This is a genomic window from Pseudomonas sp. MF08831 (assembly GCF_059862645.1).
This window is the reverse complement of record NZ_JCBCUX010000009.1, coordinates 19,958-33,572: the sequence shown is the minus strand read 5'-3', so window position 1 is coordinate 33,572 and position 13,615 is coordinate 19,958. Positions and strand designations below refer to the sequence as shown.

Here is a 13,615-nt window from a genome sequence, read left to right as displayed (position 1 = left end):
GGCACCAGCAGTAGGCGGGGAGTTGGGCGCGCATCAGTAAGGAATCTCCCACCAATATTTCCAATTACGAATCGCGGCACCGGGTGTCGATCCATGCCCCCAGACATTGGTGTTTGGGTGGGTGCAATAAAACTCCTGTTTGGCGGGGCACCACTGAACTTTGAGTTTTGGTCTAGGCCTCATCGCCACCACCTTCTGCTGGCTTGAGTGCAACAGCCATCATCGCGTCCCACACGGGCAGCTTGCCTGCGATCTGACACGCCTCGCGCATAGCCTTTGTCGGCTTGATCGGCACGACTGCATAGCCTTCCTGGACCACTACGCAGCCCGAATGCTTCACCTCGATCTGATCGGTTTCAACTTTTACAGCGGCCACGAACTCTCGGCGCTTACGCTCGGAATCTGCAAGCCGCCCCTCCAGCACATCCGCCCGCTCATCCGCTGCGGTCAGGCGCTGTTGCAAGGCGTCACGCTCGCGGATCGCCTGAGCGTGCTTGCCGCGCCAGTGCAGTACGGCGTCCAGTTCTTCAACCGTTTGAATTACCTTGCTCATGCTTGAAGCCTCAATTGTCGGTTCCGGTGTAGGTGCGCCAAGGCACCTTCACGCCGTTGACCAGAAATCCCCAGTCACCACGCCACTTGCTGGTGATGAAGAGGGTGTAGACGCCGCCGGGCGAAAGTTCGTCGATCCGGTGGTACTCGCCGTGGTTGAGCCGAGCGGTGTCGCCGGCGTGGCGGTCGATGTATTCGGTGGCTTGGGCGCCGGATGGTACGTTCAGGCCTGACAGCACCGGATCATCGTGGTCGAGCAGGCGTTGCTCCGTGTACCAGCCGCGCAGGATGATCGTGCGGGCATCCCACGGGTGGTCGTGCAGATCCCGGTCTTCATCGGGCCGCATGATGTGGTGGATGCGGAACGACCACGGGCACCACCACAGCGCCGGCTTGTGCGTGTCGCGGGAGTAGGGGTTGAACAGCCACCAGCGGCCCATGTACATCTCGGCGCCGTCGGCGGACATGATGTGTAGGTACGGTGTGCGCTGGGCGCGGGTGATGAGCCAGGCGGCAGCCGCTGGGCGCGCAAGCAGCTTGGCGACCAGGCGCCAGAACAGGTTGATCACGGGGAGTCCTTGCCGGGCCATGCCCGGGCGGTGGAGTGGGCGGGAAGCTTGAAGTCCCATGTATTGGTAGAAGGACAACGTCCCTCCCATAATCTGGAGACTTATCTCAATGAAATGCTTGATGCTTTTGCTTCAGTTAGCTTCGTCGGTGTGCCGCCTAATCACTTCAATCGCTCATCTGGTCGACGCGCTCAGCCGTACCGGCTGGCTTTGAGCTACGATGGCCACTTCCTCTAAATGGGCAGGACCATGACCAAGCACGATATTTACGATGAGATCGAAGGCTTTCAGGTTTGGAACTACATGGAGTGCGACAAGGACGAGGAAGGCCGGGAGACCTGGCGTATCAACGTCGAGGTGAAGCGCGGTGTTGAGGTGGTGGTGCCGGTTGTTGCGGGTGACCGAACGTATGTCGACCGTGGCCTTGCGCAGGTTGCTGGGCGTGAAGTCGGGGCCAGGCTGATTGCCGCTCTATGAGCTCGCTAGGTCAGGAGGTTTAGGCGAATAGGTTTCGACTTTTGCCTGTACCCAGGTAGTGGAGATCTTGGATAGCCATCTGTTGCTCGACGGTGAACATCGGATTGCAGTCGATGCAGTGGCCGGCGATCCGAACCGCGTGGAAGCCGAGCTCATCCAGGTCGTGATCCCGCAAGCAGGACGGGCAGGTTATAGCCAGCTCGGCGTCCGGGCAGCAATGCTCGGCGGCCTTTTTGTCGCTATGAGCTTGATCACAAGCTGGGCAAACCCAGCATTCAGAAACCTCTGGCTGACAGCACCGCGTCGCGTCGTCTTCCCAATCGTGCAACTCATTGCAGGCACCGCATTCCCACTTCTGGACGACTTCTCCTAGTTTGCTCATGGGTTATCTCCAAGCGTGCGCCTGCCTCGCCGGCTGGCGTGATTCGTTGATTTGGGCTATTGGTTTGCACTCACCAAAAACCTGACGGTGACTGCGATGAGCGCGAGAACTGATGTGGAAGCGGTGCGCCTGATAGGCGACGAAGTTGTACGGCTACTCAGCCTTCCCGAGGAAAGGCTTGAGGTTGAGGTACGCCTGGGGCTCAAGCTGATCGCTGACCTGGCGCGGTGGCGCGACCTTGCCGGGTTAACTGCTACTGAGCCTTCTGGCGTGATTCGTTGATATGGGGTATTACGGGTGACCGGCATGGAGCCGGATCAGGCGGCGGCGCTGGTCGCTTCTTTGATAGCCATGATGGCGTTAGCGGCGTGGCGCACGTAGTACAGGCGAGCCATCAGGCTTGGGCATGGCTTGCTGATCGTCGACTCCCAGAGGTCGCTGCCACCGATCAACTCTTCGTGTTCGCGCAGGAAGTCATAGGCCAGCACCACCTCGCTGTCGCGGCCATCGGCGAAGGTCTCGACCTCCTCAACTACATCAGCCAGTTCGGCGAAAGGTAGGCGCTCGTCTTCTGCCTCATCGCGCTCTCGCAGCCATTCAACGATTTGTTCAGCCCGCTCCAGGGTGGCGCCCTTGTTCGGGATATCAGAAATCCATTCAGGCACTTCATCGCTCGGCAATTCGTAATCGATCCGGCCGGCAACGCATTCGCACACGGTGTCGCGGATCGCGTCGAAGTCGATCACCACGCGCTTGATGTCGCCGTCCAGCTTCTCATGGAGATACCCGTCGCTCTGGTGGCGCAAGAAGTTGATGCCGTAGCTGGAACCAACGTGGAACACCAGAGGACCGATATCACCCATCATGCTCATGCCGAAGCGGGTAACGCAGATGTCAAACCCGTAGCAGCTGCTGCCTGGCCGTGCGCAGCGCCACACCTCGACGCCATTTTCGTTCACCAGCTGGGTGTATTGGTGCTGGGCCAGGTCTTCTGCGACTCGGGAGGTCAGCGCGTTGCGTTCATGCTCTTTCATGGGTTATCTCCAGTCAGGCGCCGCCCTCCGTGACCGGATGCGACAAATGTGCAAAGCTTCATTATCAAATTCTGAAACCGTCAGAGATGGAGTCTCAAATGGAAGCGTGGATAGCCGGGCTGCTCGGCACTCTGGTTGGGAGCATAGGTTCGGTGGCTGGTATTTGGATTCAGAACCACTTTCAGGCGCGAAGAGAGCGGGTAAAAATGGTTATGGAGTTTGCCGTGCAAGACAGAAAAGACCTGATTGCCCATGCCAAGGAAATGAAACAGGTTGGCCCCGTGGCACCAGTTGCGGTATTTGCGCACTACCATGGAGAGCTATTGCGCCTCATCGAAAGTGGAAAATTTTCGAGCAAAAAGCTGATGAAGATTTCAGAAGAAAATGCCGAGATCTATCGCTCAGTGCAGGAGATGCATAAAAAACGAGTCGATGAAGGCTTATAAATCGGGCTCTACGATTTCCTCGTCATCCTCGGGCGGATCGTCGGCGAGCGACTCCAGGCCGGCAGCCCGAATAATCTGCGACACTTTTTCAGTCACTACAAAAGGTGTCGTGACACACTTGAGCATCTGCGCCTGAGTTTCGAAGTCGGCGGCGATCAGGTTGATGAGCAGCCGCTGGTGAATGTCCTGTTGGTTGTTGATGCCGTGGGCCTTCATCACTTTGTGAAGATCGCTCTTGAAAACCCCGGCCACCTCAACCGTAAACTTCTCGACGCCCAATGCAGCGTCCTTCGCTGCAGCCTTCTCTCGCTTGCGGCGCTGCTTCAGGGCTTCCGCCGTCGGCTCTTGCTGTTCCTCGGCCATGGCCTACCTCTTCGATTTCATGTGCTGGCAAATCAAGCCATGCCTGCCGGCGGCGCTGTCGCACCTGGTTGTTGATGCGCTTCATGGGGTGTCGGCAAACTTGAAGCCGTTCTCCTGGGCGATCAGCGTCACGCGCTTGATGTGCATGCTCAGGTTCTTTGCTGCCACGCTGGCCACGACGCCCTTGTCGGCTTCGGCGCGCACGGCAGGCGCAAGCTTGTCGCGTTCTTTCCGCAGGCGTTCGTGGTGTGCCGTGGTGCCGTTGTAGGGACCGTCAACACCAACGCCGTTCGGGATGAGCTGGGCTTTCTTGCCAGAGCCGAAGAACGCTTCCATCTGCTGGTTCAGCTCGTCGATGATCGAGCGCCGTGGATCCGGCATTGGTTCGCCGATCATTGCGCACGGCCCGAGAGCGTGACCTTCACGCCATCCGCACGCGCTTCAAGGGTCTGGGCAAAGTTGCTCGCCTCTTTCCAGGTCCAGCGGAAGCCCTTCACCTTTCGGGTTTCGAGCTCGACGATGTGATACGCCTTACCGCGGGTGATGATCTGATAGCGGATCTTCTGCACTGGCTGCTCCTTGCCGATCAAGGCGTAGAAGTCTTCGGTGGCAATGCGGGAGCGAACATGCAGGGCCGCAACCCCGTCTACGCGCTGTTGAATTGATGCGTGCATGGTGGATACCTCAGTGGGTTGCGTTTATTCGTCAGCACCCTGACCGCCTGGTATGTGCCGGTGGGCCCAGGGGAGGGTGCTGACGAATAAAGGCAGTCCGTAAAAAAGCCCAGTCGAAACCGGGCTTTCGTTGCGTTACATAGACCTCCCTATGTCACGCAGGGGGGGCGTTGAGCGCCCGAGCTTTATTTGTGCATGACTGAAAATCCTCCGTTGTTTGCTCACTGGGTTGGCAGTGGCCACCGTTATTTAAGGGTGTTGCATGCAGGTGGGCGGTTATAGGCCGCGATTTCGTCCACATCCCAAAGCCCACTCTTCGAATGAGCAGAGGTGATGCTTTCCCTCCTACTACCGCCGGAAGGGGCGGGGCGCATTGCTTGCCGGGTCACTCACTCGGTTCTGGCGTTTCACCATCGAGCAGCCGTCCAGGTTGTTCCTGTCGTTGGCAGGCTTTCGGGCCTGTCTGCTCGCCGGTAGCCGGTAGAGGCAATGCGGTCTGTTATTTGTTGCGCTGGCTGTTAAAGAGCGGTGGTGATCAGCAGTGGCGGTGTGTCACTGCGATGGAATGAACAATAAGCTAATGCCTAATCATCTGTAAATAGGTAATGCCTAATTATTTTCATGAGCTCGGCGTACTCGATATTCCGTTTTTGGAGATGACTTTCTCGCTAACCCTGATATAAGCTGCGCCTAAGCTGTATGGATATACAGTATGTATCTGGGAGGGGATTTCATGGCGAAGAAGCAGGCGGCACTGTCGGTACGGCAAGAAATGAGCGGCATGGAGCGGCTGGGGCTGCGCGTCTCATCGATGATCAATCATCCGGTGGCGCAAGCGCAGCGTTGGGTCACGATTCATCGCCTTGACGCGGACGGGGATCGGGAGTGGGAAGAGGTGTTGGGCGTAATCGCCGAGACGGCCGAGCTTGAGCTCACCCTCAATGACGACGGCAGCGTGACGGTGAGATGGGAGCAGCAAGAAGTCGAGGAGGTGGGAAGGGGAGAGGTCGAGTTTGAGCCTGAAGAAGAGGCGGCGCCTTTCTGATCGACAATAAAAAGCCCGCTCGCTGGCGGGCTTTCTGTAATACATGGGGTCATGCCTGCTAAGGCATCTCGCCGGTAGCTATCAAGCTCAGAAACTGCTCTGCATCAATAATGAATGCTCCGGCGTCCTGTGCTTTCGAAACCTTCGTAGGCCCGGCGTTGTCGCCATAGCAGAGAAAAGTCAGAGATTTTCCAGGAGTGCTCATAACTTTGAGTCCTGAATCCATTGCCTTTTGCTCAAGCTCGGCACGGTGCGCCGCCGCAAAGCCAGTGAAAAGAATTTGGTTGATCCCGCCGGGTGGTGTCTTTGGCTGTGGATGGTGGGAAGCAGCGGCCGATACGGCCATGTCCGCTGGACGTGGTTTTGGCAGCAGCTTGGGAGCAGGTGGCGCGGCGTCGTTCAGCAGCAGCTCAGCCCCAAAGTAAACCTCAACTATGCGATCTTTCCTGAATGTTTTGGGGAATGAGTCTGCCGCGGACCTCCCCTGAATGTAGAGCGAGTTCTCTGACCACTGGATCAGCTCGCGCTGACTCAAATCGCCCTTTGCATCCCTGTAACTGAACTTGATGATTGTCACCAAAATCGCTCCTTCGTGATGATCGAGTGCTCAGATCCGTTACGCCTTCTATTCAGGCTTTTCCCGCAAAATCCTTCCTGCCTTCACCTCGTCCACATACCCCGTCAGCCGATCCTCGTCCGCATGAAACACGGCGCACAACCTCAGCACGGCCTGGGCGTCCGATTCATTCCCTGCAAGGCTAAGTCGCTCCGCGACCCTCATCAGCTCTACGGCTGACCACTTGAGGTCGGAGGCAATACCTTGTAGGTCGCGCTTAAGGTCTTGGTTTGGCTTGGTCAAGGACATAGCGTCATACCGGTTGTCCGTTCCACACGTAAAGCACTCGAGCAAGGATGTGGGTGTCATCCACCCGGATGTCCTCGGCGTCGTGGTGCTTGTTGTCCGAGATCATCTTGAAGCGGTCCTTTCCTTTCTTCTGCAGGCGCTTCACGTACAGCATCTCGTCGTGGGAGAAGAGGTAGATGCCGTCGCCGGTGAACTCCCGGATCGTGATGTCTACGAGTAGCGGGTCACGGTCTTTGATCGTCGGAGCCATCGATTGACCCCACCCGGTGATCATCTTGAGGTGGTAGTGCTCTTTGAACGTGACACCCATCTCGCGCAAATGCTTGGGGCTGACCCGTATGTCTTGAAGCATCTCTGGGAATTCGTGCGGTATCTGCCCGCCGCCCATCGCTGCGCGCACGTCGTAGTGGGCAATCCATACCTCGTCGCCTACTTGGCCTGGGCGAGAGAAGTCGACGTGTATGACGTTTCCTGAGTCGCTCTGCTCTGCTGCGGCCAGCAGCCTGGTCCGAGCATCTTCTGAAAGGCTTTTGCCCTTGGTCGCCAACATCTGACGGACCATATCAGCTGCAGACGAAGCCATTGATTGCCCGTCATTACTGCGCTGACCAGGAGACTCCTCGTTAGCTTCCTCGAGGTTTTCGTAGGAGAAGCCTGGGCGTAGTCCCCAGTGCTCAGGGCCAACGACATCGGAGAAGTAGGCGATCACGTCCATCAGCTTTGATTTGTCGATTCTGCCGTTTTTCACCCAGCCTTGTATCGACGGAGGCTTCACGGAGAAGTCGTCTGCGAGATTCTTTTTCGATACGCCCTTGGCGATCCGCGCGGCCTCAATGGCGGCGCCTAATTCTGGTCCGGTAAGCATTGCCTAATTAAGCCTATTGTGTCGATGGTTAGGCAATGACTTGCCCGTGATAAGGTAATGCCTTATATTCGGCATAAATCTCCAGGAGAGAGCTCATGAAGTCAGCAGAAGCGGCTAAAGAAGCATCTCGCTTGCTGGGTAGTCAGGTGGAAATGGCACGCCTGCTGAAGGTCACGGCACCCACCGTTAATCAATGGTGCTCCGGCGAGCGACCTGTCCCCGCAAAGCGTGCGATTCAAATCGAAGCATTGACCGGCGGCGCCGTAAATCGCGCTGATCTTTGCCCATCTTTTCCATGGGGGCAGATCATTTCTGCGGCCGGCGAGTCTGCGCAGCAGACCGCCGCCTGAGATCCCTGCGCAGCATTCCATTGACCAAATGATCGCCTTAGCACTGCAAAGGCGCTACGGAAACAAATTTGAGGTTTTACGAATGGAAGATTTCTTGAGGGCTTGCCACACCACCATCAAGGAAAGCGGGGCAGAGGAGCTCGCCGGGAAGATGTGCCTTGCGCACGTGAGCCTGCTGCAGCGCTCGAACCCGGATAACTCCGCTCATCACCTGACGATTGAACATCTGTTCGGCGTGCTGCTGCACACCGGTGACATGCGCCCATTAATGGCCCTTGCCGACAAGTTTGGCTACGACCTGGTTGCCCGTGAAAAGCCGGCCGCCAAGCCATTGATGGTTGCACTCGGACACTTGTCCGCCGAGTGCGGTGATGTTGGCCGACTGATCTTCGATGCCGCCGCTGACAACCACATCAGCCAGCACGAAAAAGCGCAGGGAGAGAAAGCAATTCAGGAAGCCATCGAAGCGCTGCACATCCTGCGCGAATCGCTGAAGGCCGCCTGAATCGCAGGCATAAAAAAACCGCCTGGCAGGGCGGTCCTTTCAACAAATCGTAAAACACTGTGGGGCCATTATGAACACACTTGTTGCTCCAGGCAATACGGTCAGCATGTCGAGCCGGGAGATCGCTGATCTCACTGGCAAACAGCATAAGGACGTCATCCGCGACATCCGCGTGATGCGTGATGCTCTGTGCAAGGATGGCGCAGATCTGCGCCATCTCTACGAGGGCAAGGACGGCCGCGGCTACACCTCAGAATTCCTACTTGACCGCGTCCTCACTGAGACGCTTCTAACCGGTTACAGCATCCCGCTTCGCCATCGTGTCGTGACACGTTTGGGTGAACTCGAAAAGGTGTCGCGACACGCAATATCGATGCCTTCCAACTTCGCCGAAGCTCTACAGCTTGCCGCCGATCAGGCCAAGCAGAACGCTTCGCTGCACCAGGTCATCGAGCAACAGGCGCCGAAGGTTCAAGCGCTTGAGCGCCTATCCGCCACCCAAGGCTCGATCTGCATTACCTCCGCTGCGAAGCAACTGGGTATCGGCCCACTGAAACTCTTCAAGTGGCTCAGCGACAACCGCTGGATTTATCGCCGCGCCTCGTTCGCCGCTTGGTCTGCCTACCAACCTCGCCTCACTGCCGGCCTACTCGAGCACAAGCTGATCACGGTAGGGAAGGGCGGCGAGGAAGACCTCAGGGTGGTTGAGCAGGTCATGGTCACCCGAAAAGGCATCACCCATCTCGCAACAGTCATTCAGGAGGCTTTGTAATGGCCGGCGACTGGATCAAATTTGAGCTCACCACCCTGGACAAGCCCGAGGTTTGCCAGATCGCAGACTTGGCGGACATCGATCCCGACGCTGTCGTCGGCAAGCTGATGCGCGTGTGGGGCTGGTTCGACCAACAAACCGAAAACGGTAACGCTCCGAGCGTTAGCAAAAAGTTACTCGACCGTCTTGTCGGCGTTACTGGTTTCTGCGAACACATGAAATCAGTTGCCTGGATGATCGAAACAGAAGGAGTGATCAGCCTCCCGCATTTTGACCGTCACAACGGGAAGACCGCTAAAAACAGGCTTCTTACCGCTAAACGCGTGGCAAATCACAAAGCCAGTAACGCAAAAGGTAACGCTTCGAACGTTAGCGGTGCGTTACCTAAAGAAGATGTAGAGAAGAATAAAGAACCTCTCTCTTCGCGTGGTTCTGTTGACCCTCGCATGCCAAGCGAAATGACCCTCGACTGGAATCCTGATGAAAAGCTGCTGAAGACCTACTCGGTTCACTCTGGCGTAGCGCCAGACCTGTTTACCGAAGAGGCGCGCCGCGCATTCACTGCTCACTACGAGCCGCGCGGCCAAGTGAACACTCAGGCTGAGTGGGTGCAGATGCTGGTCAAGTGGGTGCTGAACGACAAGGTCCGTGCAGCTGCCAACAATGTCACGCCTATCCGCCAAAAGCCGTCGGCCGCTTCCGATTTTGATGACGACAGCATCGATTGGCAGAACGGGGTGCAATCGTGATGAAGCAGGTATCCGCCGTTACCCAGGGCCTATGGGCCAACCCCGCAGCCGGCGAGTTCATCCCGAAAGATGAGATACAGGCTCCACAGGATGAGGGTCGCCGCCAGATGGCTGTCGCTATCAATGATTTGTTCACTGAGCTTCGTCTCATTCGCTCAGCGTGGCGCCAAGCCTGGCCGGACAAGGATACGTACCGAGCGGCTAAGGTTCAGTGGATGCAGGCGTTCCTCGACGAAGGAATCCGCACCCAAGGGCAGATTGAATTCGGCATGATCAAGGCGCGCAAACAGGCGTCCGATTTCATTCCTAGCCCTGGGCAGTTCATCGAGTGGTGCAAACCGACCCCCGAAATGCTCGGGCTTCCTACCGTGGCGGCCGCGCACCGTGAAGCTGTTAGAAACGCCCATCCGAGCATGGCGGGGCAGGGCCGTTGGTCACATGACGCTGTCTGGCACGCTGCCAAAGAATGCGGTTTCGAGAGCCTGAACAAGCTCGATGCAGCGCTCAGTCTCAAGCTGTTCGACCGAAACTACACCATCACCATTAGGCGCCTGCTCGATGGATTGCCGCTGCAGCCAATGCCCAGGGCGCTTCCCGCAAAGGTCGACGGGCGAATCACCCCCGAGGTAGGGAAGGGCGCTATTGCTGAACTGCGCGCCCGGCTTGCTGGTGGTGGTCCTCATGCCTGATCGCAGTCTGGCTGTTCCTGAAATCGAAACCTACCGCTGGGCGGTTTTCTGCTGCTCGTTCAAGGTCGACTTGAGCTCGCCACCTGATCACGCGCTGGCGCTGTTCGCCGACGAAGCCATGGCCAGGCGCTACGGGTCGTGGATGTGGCCGGGGACTTACGAGGTGGTGGACGTCGTGACGGGGAAGCGGGCATGCGAGTGAGTTCGAAGAAGCTCCGCGCCTCGGCCAATGGCCAAGAGTGCACCGTCCGGATGCCAGGCATCTGCAATCACAACCCAGAAACTACCGTCCTCGCGCACCTGCCGTGCGGGCAGAAGGGCATGGGCATGAAGGGCTTCGACACCGTCGCGGTGTACGCCTGCAGCGCCTGTCACGACGTCATCGACGGCCGCGCCGCCGGCGATATCGATTGGCAGGACATGCCGCGCGCCATTGCCGAAACACACGAAGGCCTGATCCGGGCTGGAATTCTCACCGTTAAGGGGGCTGCATGATCGACATGACGCTGCCGTGGCCGCCAAAGGAATTGAGTCCGAATGCGCGCGTGCACTGGCGGCAAAAGCACAAGCACGCGAAGGCGTACCGCCGCACCTGCGGCCTGATCGCGTTGGCGCTGGATACGCCGCGCCTCATTGGCAAAAAGTACTTCTGGGTGACGTTTTGCCCGCCGAATCGCCGCTCCTACGACGATGACAACCTGCTGGCGCGCTTCAAGGCCGGCCGGGATGGCATTGCCGATGGCCTGGGCATCGATGACAAGAACTTCGTCACCACGATCAACATCGGCGAGCCGGTGCCGGGTGGCGCCGTGCGCGTGCACATTCGGGATTATCCAATCGATGCCGAACCGGCAGCGGTGGGTCAATGACTACCGCTGCAGTGAAAATCACCGATGCCGAAATCAAGCGCCAGGCCGCCGGCGGCGCGCGGGACCTTCGCGACATCGAGGCCCGAGGCCTGCACCTGCGTTTCGCGAAGGATCGCACCCGGGCGTCCTGGTACCTAGTGGTAAAGGGAGAGTGGAAGCTGATCGGCCGGTATCCAGACCTAAGTGCCAAGCAGGTCGCCGCGGCGCTGCCAGGCATCCGCCTGCGCCTGGATGCCGGGGAAGGAACCAACCTGTCGAAGTGGCTGCTGGTGGGCGAGTTGTTGGACTGGTATGCCGACCGTATGGCCCGGGACCGGAGCCTGTCGAGCAAGCGCAAGAAGACCTGCGCCTCACTGATCAAGTGCCATCTGAAACCACTGCTCGGCGCTGTGCCGCTGGCGTCGGTAAATAAACCCACCCTGGATGACCGGTTCATGTGGCCGGCCCAAGAGTCCATCGGCATCGACTATGTGCGCTCGGCGTTCCAGTTGCTGGCCCTGGCCTTCCGCCAGGCGTTCAAGCTTCGACTGATCACCATCAACCCTATGAAGGACGTGAAGTTCAGCGACTTCTCCAAGGCGAAGGTAGGGGTCAAGCCGTCGCGTCTTCGTGTCACCCAGCTCCAGGACCTGCTGATCCTGCTGCGCGATTCAATGGCCGGTGCTCCGGCTGACGCCATGCTGGCCCTGATGATGCTGTGCCACGGCACACGGATCGGCGAGACCCGTCAGGCGCAGTGGTCGCACATCAGCCTGGCAGAGCGTGAGTGGTTCATTCCGGCCGAGAACACCAAAACCGGCGTTGAGAACCATCTGCCAATCACTGATCAGGTTCGACAGCTGCTGATCACCTACCGCGACATCCAGTGGGCCGGCGGCTATGACGGCCAGTTCCTCTTTCCGTCCCGTAAAGGCAAGTCGCTCAGCGAGGGCCAAGCCTGCGCCGTGTTCACCCGCTTGGGTCAGGGTGAATGGACCAGCCACGACCTGCGCAAGGTGGCCAGGACCGGGTGGGCAGACATCGGCATCGACCACCTGATTGGGGAGCTGCTGATCAACCACGCGATGGGCCACAACGTGAAGGTGTACATCCAGTCGGATGTGATGAGCCGCAAGCGCGAGGCGCTGGATCGTTGGTGTGCGTATCTAGACGCGAAGGGTTTTAAGCGCATTCACGATGTGACCGGCTTGAGATCGGGAGATTCTGGTAATGCTCTGGAAGCCACGGAATATAAGGGCTGCGAGGCCATTCAAGAAACAACCATAGGCGAGGTTTAAAAATGGATATTTCAGAGCATGGCGCCTTCGCCCTATCCATGGCCACCGCATTAAACAGGGTCGAGAAACCAGCGTTCGATCGGTCCAAGGTGTTCATGGTCTGCATGCTGAATTACGAAGAATTCCGGCGTTTGCGCGTCGTCATGGAAGGCGGGCAAAGTTTCGAAATTGATAGCCACCAGGTGCCGTTCAACATTGATATGGCCGCCGATTGGCTTATGGGTGACATATGAAGAAGTCGCACGGCCCTGCGTTTCGGCGCGAACTGAAATTCATCGTCGAGTGCACCGTTTGCCGCGGCACTGGCATTTACACCGGTGTCTTTCATCAAATGACCTGCGACAACTGCCACGCCTCGGGATGGGTCTGCGGTAGGACTTTGAAAACCTTGCCACTCATCGATGTGGTTCAGGTGCTCAATGCAAGGCTGCGAGAAGCACTGGGGGAGATCGCCAAAGCCAACCGCGCTATCGGCGGTGCCCACGAACAATACGAACAGAACAACCGCCGTGGCCCAGGTGCCACCAACTTCACAGGGGATTGAGCCATGGCTATGTATAAGGACGTGATGGGCACCCTGGTGCGGGTGCTGGCAGCAGACAACATCGACAACAGCACCAAGCAGTCCTGGCAGAAGCTGATCGACGCCGACCTTCGGCAGGGTGGCACCGGCAGCACGTTGTCAGCGCGCGACAAGTTCGATTACGACTGCTGCCTGTACGCGCTGCTGCACCGTCAACTCGACCCGGCGCAGTGGGATGTCCTGGTGGCCAAGTACTCAACACACAAGGCCAACAAGGTCGGGGCAATCGGCAGGCTGGTGGCTCGCATGGTGTCACCGGCACCTCAATTGTTCATCTATAAGGCGCTGACAGCCTGGGCAATCCCTAAGCTCAAGGGCATCCAGTGCGGCAAGCGCTCCACGGACATGATCGTGTTGCCCGCCGAGTTCTACGACATGAACACCTGGGACTTGGCCGGCTCCCCGGAGCGCACGCGCCGCAACTGGCGAGGCGGAATCCACAAGCGTTTGGAGAAGCTCGAAGAGCAGGCGGTGATCCATGCCACCGAGATATTTGACAGCGAGCAAATCTTTGTAGATGCCGCTTGACCCATTGGCCGACTGGCCGTA

Annotated in this window: 26 protein-coding genes; 17 read left to right on the top strand and 9 right to left on the bottom strand. The window is 58.1% G+C overall.

Annotated features, from left to right (window positions below):
* Positions 1-172: 172 nt before the first annotated feature.
* Positions 173-553, bottom strand: a complete 381-nt coding sequence (locus tag AC19YS_RS19290) for a hypothetical protein (RefSeq protein WP_500602430.1) — start codon at positions 551-553, stop codon at positions 173-175.
* Between the two features lie 10 nt (positions 554-563).
* Positions 564-1,121: a hypothetical protein gene (locus AC19YS_RS19285; protein WP_500602429.1), complete on the bottom strand. Its 558-nt coding sequence runs from the start codon at positions 1,119-1,121 to the stop codon at positions 564-566.
* 249 nt (positions 1,122-1,370) lie between these two features.
* Here AC19YS_RS19285 and AC19YS_RS19280 point away from each other — a divergent pair, with 249 nt between their 5' ends.
* The 3 genes from AC19YS_RS19280 to AC19YS_RS19270 all read left to right on the top strand — a co-directional run bounded on the left by AC19YS_RS19280 (position 1,371) and on the right by AC19YS_RS19270 (position 2,262).
* On the top strand, positions 1,371-1,598 hold the full coding sequence (locus AC19YS_RS19280) for a hypothetical protein (protein ID WP_500602428.1): 228 nt from the start codon (positions 1,371-1,373) through the stop codon (positions 1,596-1,598).
* Positions 1,599-1,665: 67 nt separating this feature from the next.
* Positions 1,666-1,971 carry a hypothetical protein gene (locus AC19YS_RS19275; protein WP_500602427.1) on the top strand — a complete coding sequence of 102 codons (306 nt, stop codon included), beginning with the start codon at positions 1,666-1,668 and terminating at the stop codon, positions 1,969-1,971.
* A gap of 105 nt (positions 1,972-2,076) precedes the next feature.
* Positions 2,077-2,262, top strand: a complete 186-nt coding sequence (locus tag AC19YS_RS19270; RefSeq protein WP_500602426.1) for a hypothetical protein — start codon at positions 2,077-2,079, stop codon at positions 2,260-2,262.
* A 35-nt stretch (positions 2,263-2,297) separates the two neighbouring features.
* Here AC19YS_RS19270 and AC19YS_RS19265 read toward each other — a convergent pair whose 3' ends face one another.
* Positions 2,298-3,014, bottom strand: a complete 717-nt coding sequence (locus tag AC19YS_RS19265; RefSeq protein ID WP_500602425.1) for a hypothetical protein — start codon at positions 3,012-3,014, stop codon at positions 2,298-2,300.
* A gap of 98 nt (positions 3,015-3,112) precedes the next feature.
* Between AC19YS_RS19265 and AC19YS_RS19260 the strand changes: the two genes are divergently transcribed.
* Complete coding sequence (locus AC19YS_RS19260; RefSeq protein WP_500602424.1) at positions 3,113-3,460, top strand: hypothetical protein; 348 nt, start codon at positions 3,113-3,115, stop codon at positions 3,458-3,460.
* On the opposite strand, the gene AC19YS_RS19255 is transcribed toward AC19YS_RS19260, so the two are convergent.
* From AC19YS_RS19255 to AC19YS_RS19245, 3 genes are all read right to left on the bottom strand, one after another.
* On the bottom strand, positions 3,455-3,823 hold the full coding sequence (locus AC19YS_RS19255) for a hypothetical protein (protein WP_500602423.1): 369 nt from the start codon (positions 3,821-3,823) through the stop codon (positions 3,455-3,457). The genes AC19YS_RS19260 and AC19YS_RS19255 overlap by 6 nt on opposite strands.
* 81 nt (positions 3,824-3,904) lie before the next feature.
* Positions 3,905-4,219 carry a hypothetical protein gene (locus AC19YS_RS19250; RefSeq protein WP_500602422.1) on the bottom strand — a complete coding sequence of 105 codons (315 nt, stop codon included), beginning with the start codon at positions 4,217-4,219 and terminating at the stop codon, positions 3,905-3,907.
* Positions 4,216-4,497 carry a hypothetical protein gene (locus AC19YS_RS19245; protein WP_500602421.1) on the bottom strand — a complete coding sequence of 94 codons (282 nt, stop codon included), beginning with the start codon at positions 4,495-4,497 and terminating at the stop codon, positions 4,216-4,218. The genes AC19YS_RS19250 and AC19YS_RS19245 overlap by 4 nt, the downstream gene beginning before the upstream one ends.
* A 733-nt stretch (positions 4,498-5,230) precedes the next feature.
* Here AC19YS_RS19245 and AC19YS_RS19240 point away from each other — a divergent pair.
* Positions 5,231-5,542: a DUF1654 domain-containing protein gene (locus AC19YS_RS19240; RefSeq protein ID WP_500602420.1), complete on the top strand. Its 312-nt coding sequence runs from the start codon at positions 5,231-5,233 to the stop codon at positions 5,540-5,542.
* Between the two features lie 58 nt (positions 5,543-5,600).
* Here the strand turns inward: AC19YS_RS19240 and AC19YS_RS19235 are convergent, their stop codons facing one another.
* From AC19YS_RS19235 to AC19YS_RS19225, 3 genes are read right to left on the bottom strand one after another with little or no spacing between them, the layout of a single operon-like run.
* Positions 5,601-6,119, bottom strand: coding sequence for a BRCT domain-containing protein (locus AC19YS_RS19235; RefSeq protein ID WP_500602419.1), 519 nt, complete (start codon positions 6,117-6,119; stop codon positions 5,601-5,603).
* A gap of 48 nt (positions 6,120-6,167) precedes the next feature.
* Positions 6,168-6,407 (bottom strand): hypothetical protein, encoded by a 240-nt coding sequence (locus tag AC19YS_RS19230; protein WP_500602418.1) that lies wholly within the window; start codon positions 6,405-6,407, stop codon positions 6,168-6,170.
* A 4-nt stretch (positions 6,408-6,411) separates the two neighbouring features.
* On the bottom strand, positions 6,412-7,272 hold the full coding sequence (locus tag AC19YS_RS19225) for a S24 family peptidase (protein ID WP_500602417.1): 861 nt from the start codon (positions 7,270-7,272) through the stop codon (positions 6,412-6,414).
* Positions 7,273-7,367: 95 nt separating this feature from the next.
* Between AC19YS_RS19225 and AC19YS_RS19220 the strand changes: the two genes are divergently transcribed.
* From AC19YS_RS19220 to AC19YS_RS19165, 12 genes are all read left to right on the top strand, one after another.
* A complete protein-coding gene (locus tag AC19YS_RS19220; protein ID WP_500602416.1) occupies positions 7,368-7,622 on the top strand; it encodes a transcriptional regulator in 255 nt (84 codons plus the stop codon).
* An 82-nt stretch (positions 7,623-7,704) separates the two neighbouring features.
* Positions 7,705-8,127, top strand: a complete 423-nt coding sequence (locus AC19YS_RS19215) for a phage regulatory CII family protein (RefSeq protein ID WP_184316635.1) — start codon at positions 7,705-7,707, stop codon at positions 8,125-8,127.
* 70 nt (positions 8,128-8,197) lie between these two features.
* Positions 8,198-8,899, top strand: a complete 702-nt coding sequence (locus tag AC19YS_RS19210) for a phage antirepressor KilAC domain-containing protein (protein WP_500602415.1) — start codon at positions 8,198-8,200, stop codon at positions 8,897-8,899.
* Entirely contained in the window at positions 8,899-9,648 is a 750-nt protein-coding gene (locus tag AC19YS_RS19205; RefSeq protein WP_500602414.1) for a DnaT-like ssDNA-binding domain-containing protein, read from the top strand. Before AC19YS_RS19210 ends, AC19YS_RS19205 begins: the two co-directional genes overlap by 1 nt.
* Entirely contained in the window at positions 9,648-10,337 is a 690-nt protein-coding gene (locus tag AC19YS_RS19200; RefSeq protein WP_500602413.1) for a replication protein P, read from the top strand. The genes AC19YS_RS19205 and AC19YS_RS19200 overlap by 1 nt, the downstream gene beginning before the upstream one ends.
* On the top strand, positions 10,330-10,539 hold the full coding sequence (locus AC19YS_RS19195; protein ID WP_500602412.1) for a hypothetical protein: 210 nt from the start codon (positions 10,330-10,332) through the stop codon (positions 10,537-10,539). The genes AC19YS_RS19200 and AC19YS_RS19195 overlap by 8 nt, the downstream gene beginning before the upstream one ends.
* On the top strand, positions 10,530-10,832 hold the full coding sequence (locus AC19YS_RS19190) for a nuclease domain-containing protein (RefSeq protein WP_252959743.1): 303 nt from the start codon (positions 10,530-10,532) through the stop codon (positions 10,830-10,832). The genes AC19YS_RS19195 and AC19YS_RS19190 overlap by 10 nt, the downstream gene beginning before the upstream one ends.
* Positions 10,829-11,206, top strand: a complete 378-nt coding sequence (locus tag AC19YS_RS19185; protein ID WP_500602411.1) for a RusA family crossover junction endodeoxyribonuclease — start codon at positions 10,829-10,831, stop codon at positions 11,204-11,206. Before AC19YS_RS19190 ends, AC19YS_RS19185 begins: the two co-directional genes overlap by 4 nt.
* Entirely contained in the window at positions 11,203-12,483 is a 1,281-nt protein-coding gene (locus AC19YS_RS19180) for a tyrosine-type recombinase/integrase (protein WP_500602410.1), read from the top strand. The genes AC19YS_RS19185 and AC19YS_RS19180 overlap by 4 nt, the downstream gene beginning before the upstream one ends.
* A 2-nt stretch (positions 12,484-12,485) precedes the next feature.
* A complete protein-coding gene (locus AC19YS_RS19175; protein WP_500602409.1) occupies positions 12,486-12,716 on the top strand; it encodes a hypothetical protein in 231 nt (76 codons plus the stop codon).
* Positions 12,713-13,027, top strand: coding sequence for a hypothetical protein (locus tag AC19YS_RS19170; protein ID WP_177024710.1), 315 nt, complete (start codon positions 12,713-12,715; stop codon positions 13,025-13,027). The genes AC19YS_RS19175 and AC19YS_RS19170 overlap by 4 nt, the downstream gene beginning before the upstream one ends.
* A 3-nt stretch (positions 13,028-13,030) precedes the next feature.
* On the top strand, positions 13,031-13,594 hold the full coding sequence (locus AC19YS_RS19165) for a hypothetical protein (protein ID WP_500602408.1): 564 nt from the start codon (positions 13,031-13,033) through the stop codon (positions 13,592-13,594).
* The last annotated feature ends 21 nt before the right edge of the window (positions 13,595-13,615 follow it).

Coding starts and splice junctions, on each gene's coding strand:
- AC19YS_RS19215 (WP_184316635.1), top strand. CDS start 7,705: ATGGAAGATTTCTTGAGGGCTTGCCACACCACCATCAAGGAAAGCGGG.
- AC19YS_RS19255 (WP_500602423.1), bottom strand. CDS start 3,823: ATGGCCGAGGAACAGCAAGAGCCGACGGCGGAAGCCCTGAAGCAGCGC.
- AC19YS_RS19265 (WP_500602425.1), bottom strand. CDS start 3,014: ATGAAAGAGCATGAACGCAACGCGCTGACCTCCCGAGTCGCAGAAGAC.
- AC19YS_RS19165 (WP_500602408.1), top strand. CDS start 13,031: ATGGCTATGTATAAGGACGTGATGGGCACCCTGGTGCGGGTGCTGGCA.
- AC19YS_RS19280 (WP_500602428.1), top strand. CDS start 1,371: ATGACCAAGCACGATATTTACGATGAGATCGAAGGCTTTCAGGTTTGG.
- AC19YS_RS19185 (WP_500602411.1), top strand. CDS start 10,829: ATGATCGACATGACGCTGCCGTGGCCGCCAAAGGAATTGAGTCCGAAT.
- AC19YS_RS19245 (WP_500602421.1), bottom strand. CDS start 4,497: ATGCACGCATCAATTCAACAGCGCGTAGACGGGGTTGCGGCCCTGCAT.
- AC19YS_RS19175 (WP_500602409.1), top strand. CDS start 12,486: ATGGATATTTCAGAGCATGGCGCCTTCGCCCTATCCATGGCCACCGCA.
- AC19YS_RS19210 (WP_500602415.1), top strand. CDS start 8,198: ATGAACACACTTGTTGCTCCAGGCAATACGGTCAGCATGTCGAGCCGG.
- AC19YS_RS19240 (WP_500602420.1), top strand. CDS start 5,231: ATGGCGAAGAAGCAGGCGGCACTGTCGGTACGGCAAGAAATGAGCGGC.
- AC19YS_RS19270 (WP_500602426.1), top strand. CDS start 2,077: ATGAGCGCGAGAACTGATGTGGAAGCGGTGCGCCTGATAGGCGACGAA.
- AC19YS_RS19290 (WP_500602430.1), bottom strand. CDS start 553: ATGAGCAAGGTAATTCAAACGGTTGAAGAACTGGACGCCGTACTGCAC.
- AC19YS_RS19260 (WP_500602424.1), top strand. CDS start 3,113: ATGGAAGCGTGGATAGCCGGGCTGCTCGGCACTCTGGTTGGGAGCATA.
- AC19YS_RS19170 (WP_177024710.1), top strand. CDS start 12,713: ATGAAGAAGTCGCACGGCCCTGCGTTTCGGCGCGAACTGAAATTCATC.
- AC19YS_RS19195 (WP_500602412.1), top strand. CDS start 10,330: ATGCCTGATCGCAGTCTGGCTGTTCCTGAAATCGAAACCTACCGCTGG.
- AC19YS_RS19205 (WP_500602414.1), top strand. CDS start 8,899: ATGGCCGGCGACTGGATCAAATTTGAGCTCACCACCCTGGACAAGCCC.
- AC19YS_RS19225 (WP_500602417.1), bottom strand. CDS start 7,272: ATGCTTACCGGACCAGAATTAGGCGCCGCCATTGAGGCCGCGCGGATC.
- AC19YS_RS19180 (WP_500602410.1), top strand. CDS start 11,203: ATGACTACCGCTGCAGTGAAAATCACCGATGCCGAAATCAAGCGCCAG.
- AC19YS_RS19220 (WP_500602416.1), top strand. CDS start 7,368: ATGAAGTCAGCAGAAGCGGCTAAAGAAGCATCTCGCTTGCTGGGTAGT.
- AC19YS_RS19250 (WP_500602422.1), bottom strand. CDS start 4,219: ATGATCGGCGAACCAATGCCGGATCCACGGCGCTCGATCATCGACGAG.
- AC19YS_RS19200 (WP_500602413.1), top strand. CDS start 9,648: ATGAAGCAGGTATCCGCCGTTACCCAGGGCCTATGGGCCAACCCCGCA.
- AC19YS_RS19190 (WP_252959743.1), top strand. CDS start 10,530: ATGCGAGTGAGTTCGAAGAAGCTCCGCGCCTCGGCCAATGGCCAAGAG.
- AC19YS_RS19230 (WP_500602418.1), bottom strand. CDS start 6,407: ATGTCCTTGACCAAGCCAAACCAAGACCTTAAGCGCGACCTACAAGGT.